The 3401-nt window shown below is 60.8% G+C and carries 3 protein-coding genes; all 3 read right to left on the bottom strand.

The annotated features are described in order from the left end of the window. Nucleotides 1–135 precede the first annotated feature (135 nt). From GB927_RS34120 to GB927_RS34110, 3 genes are read right to left on the bottom strand one after another with little or no spacing between them, the layout of a single operon-like run. Nucleotides 136–1125, bottom strand: coding sequence for a tyrosine-type recombinase/integrase (locus tag GB927_RS34120; protein WP_174047123.1), 990 nt, complete (start codon nucleotides 1123–1125; stop codon nucleotides 136–138). Then, nucleotides 1122–2039: a tyrosine-type recombinase/integrase gene (locus GB927_RS34115; protein WP_174047122.1), complete on the bottom strand. Its 918-nt coding sequence runs from the start codon at nucleotides 2037–2039 to the stop codon at nucleotides 1122–1124. Before GB927_RS34115 ends, GB927_RS34120 begins: the two co-directional genes overlap by 4 nt. Then, a complete protein-coding gene (locus GB927_RS34110; RefSeq protein ID WP_174047121.1) occupies nucleotides 2033–3241 on the bottom strand; it encodes a tyrosine-type recombinase/integrase in 1209 nt (402 codons plus the stop codon). The genes GB927_RS34115 and GB927_RS34110 overlap by 7 nt, the downstream gene beginning before the upstream one ends. Nucleotides 3242–3401: the final 160 nt, after the last annotated feature.

Here is a 3401-nt window from a genome sequence, read left to right as displayed (position 1 = left end):
TCCAATCCACCACGCTAGCCGCGCCCGACAAGGCACACCGGCTATGTCGAGCGCGATATCAGATGAACCGGAACAGACCGTAGCGGTGTAGAACTCCGCTCAAGAGTGCACCCGTTCGGAACCCGCGGATACCTTCTAGTCCGAGAGCAATGATGCGATCAGGGCATCCGGTGCCTTGAACCGGCCACGCCTCAGCTCAGGTGGAATTACCGCCTCGACCGCTTCCAACTTCTCGGATGGGTCGATGCGGAGGTAGACCTCGGTCGTGCGGATATCGGCGTGGCCGAGCCATAGGGCGACCTTGCGGATGTCGCGGGTTGCCTGCAGCATCACAACTGCGCAGCCATGGCGAAGCTGATGTGGTGAGACGCGACGGCCGCGAAGCGATGCGTAGCTCTCGGCTGCCTTGCCGACATGTTTGTCGAGCACATACTCGAAGCCGGCGCGGGTCATCGGGTCGCCCTGAGCATTGACGAAGAGCTCCGGTACGCGGACTGCGCCACGAACACTCAGCCACGCACGAAGGTCCCGCGCAGTTTCCTTCCAGAGCGGCAGGCAACGTTCCTTGCGGCCCTTTCCCATGACCTTCACGCTCGCACCGTTCTGAAGCGAAAGGTTCTCTGTCTGAAGGCCGACCAGTTCGGAGACCCGCAAGCCTCCGGCGAAGCAGAGATGCATCATTGCCCGATCACGGATGCCAGATCTCGTCGCCAGATCGGGCGCGTTTAAGATCGCGCGGATTTCGTCCATCGTCAGATGACGGATGAGCTTCTGGTCATGGCGCTTGGTCGGAATCGCATGGACCCGGCCGATCTGCTGAAGCGCGGAGGGAACCTTGTGCTCGAGATAGCGCATGAACGCCTTGATGGCGGCAAGCCGCATATTACGGGTGGACGCGCTATTGCCACGATCCTGCTCAATGTGCTCCAGGAAGGCCACGATCATCGATGCGTCCAGGTCTTCGATGGCGAGCAGAGACGGACGCGTGCCGAGCCGTTTGGCTGTGAAGTTGAACAGCAGCTTGAAGCTGAACGCGTATGTCTCGCAGCTTTGCGGGCTGTAACCTCGCTGTCGCGGCATATAATCTCGCAGGAAGCCAGTGATGAGAGGGGCGAGCTCCGTCATAAGCCGTCCTCCCCGACCAGAGTTTCTGCCGCGGCGGCGATGTCGGTCATCATGTCCGGCGTCGCCTCGAGATACCAGTACGTATTGTGGATACTGACATGGCCAAGGTAGGTCGACAGAGCGACGAAGTGCCGGGCAACTTCGCCGCGATCGGCGCCGCATTGTTCCAGGACGCGGGTTGCGAAGGTATGTCGAAGGTCGTGGATGCGTGGCTGCTGACTTCGCGCCGGCGCGATGCCTGCCCGTCGTAAGATGCACCGGAACGTATAGTTCACCGTAGTCGGGTAGAGCCGTCGGTGCTGGACAGATGGGAAGAGCCAATCGCTCTCGCCGGCGTGTTGACGCCGAGCTTGAAGATAGCGTTGGAGCGCTTCCATGACGGTGGCGTGCAGCGGTACCAGCCGGCTCTTGCGGAACTTGGTTTCGCGAATGTGTAACACGCCGTCTGGCAGGATGTCGTCGAGCTTGAGCGCGAGAGCTTCGGAGATGCGCAGTCCAGTCGCTGCGATCAGCCCAAAAAGCATGACATAGAGCTCGCGACGCAGTGGATTGGGCTGCTGGCGCCTCAGATTGCCGGCCACAACGAGAATACGGGCGATCTCCTCCGCGCTGTAGATGTAGGGAACAGGTCGATTGGTGGACCGCTTGATATCTGCGGGCGGTATCTCGTGACGAGGATCTTCCGCCTGCATGAAGCGGGCAAAGGCGATCAGGGCCGTCAGCCGATGCGACATGGCGTTTGGGCTCTTGGCTGCCACCGGCAACCAAGAAAGAGCGGTTGCCGTGCGAATGTGGCTCTCGTTGCGTTCCGCTGCAAAGCGCGCGAACGCCAGGAGATACCGGTCCACCCGGGCAAGTTTGTAGCCCAGCGCGCGGCGTAAACTGATGTAGCGGGTGACGTCGGCGCTCAGCATGGCAACCTCCCGCCCCATGGCTGCGCGATCTCGGACAAGAGGCCAATGTCTACTTTGGCGTAGAGCGCGGTCGTCGATGGAGAACGGTGACGCAATACAGCTCCGACGCCGGCAAGGCTTGCGCCGCTCCGCAGCATCGCGGTCGCCGCTGAGTGCCGAAGCACATGCGCGCCACGGTGGATGCTTTTAATTCCGGCTCTGTCGAGCGCGCGACGCACGATGCACTTTACGGCAATGCGGCTTAGCGGTCTGATCGGCGCGATATCCGTCAGGAACACACGCGTCCTTGCAATGTGCGGCCTTGCCCTTTCGATATAGGCTAATATGGCATCGCCGACGTCCTGAGGCAGCGGGAGCCATTCCTCGCGCCGGACCTTTCCGATCAGCGTTATCCGACCATTCTTCCAATCGATTTGACCAAAAGTGATATTGGCAACTTCGCTCGCCCTGAGGCCCAACCGAGCCAGAAGCAACATGACAGCGCGGTCGCGCAAGCGGCTTTCGCCCTCACAGTTGGCAAGGAGGCGGTCGATATCACTTTGACCAAGAAAGCGCGGTGTCGTCGCCAGTTGCCAGTTCGCAAAGCTCGGGACCGCGTGTTCCCGCCCCGCCGGGCAATGCCCCATCGCGACGAGATATTTGAGGTACATGCGCGTGGCGACGGCGATGCATCGCGCCCGCGAACGGCCGTGCGGCCTCGCTCGAACAAGCACGAAGTTGCGGATCGCCTCGGCCGTATAAGCCGCGGGATCTGATCCAAGCGATATCAGTAAATCGGCCAATACCGGCTGGTACAGGTTGAGCGTCGAGTCCTTGATGCCGCGTTGTTCCCGCATCCAGCGACTAAAGGCGGCCAGGGCCGGCCACGTCTCCTCCAGTGACGGAGCCTGCTCCTGCAGCAGAATGTTGCACTCGCGCAGATACGTGACGAACAGTGCGGCAGCACCCTGTGGCGCACGGGCGGTCTTGCTGCCTTTGAACACCGATGCCGATGCGTTCAGACCCTCGGCGAGTGTTTCGACACCGAAGCCGGCGGCACGCACCCAATCACCCCACAGTGCCAGTAGGCGCACCACCTCCACGATTGTTGCGCCCGAATAATTCCGCTGGCCAAGCCAGTGCTTGAATCCGTTGACATGTGGTTGCAGCCAAGTGATCCGAACATCGACACTGCGGCGATGTCTGTACTTTCGCTTTGTCATTCTGCTTCCTCGATTTGATCGTTGGTGCCGGAAGAGTCCGGCGCGTCGAACAAATCGAAGGTTTCCAAGCCATTCCAGCGTCGGCGGACAGCTTTTCCGGCCTCACCCTTGCGTTTGCGAGCAAAGGGACAGAGCAGCGCTTTTTTCTCGGATCAGATGG

This window comes from Shinella lacus (assembly GCF_010994755.1).
In the GTDB taxonomy this organism is placed as follows: Bacteria; Pseudomonadota; Alphaproteobacteria; order Rhizobiales; family Rhizobiaceae; genus Shinella; species Shinella lacus.
Note: the sequence above shows the minus strand (reverse complement) of the source record. Positions and strands in the feature narration are given on the sequence as shown.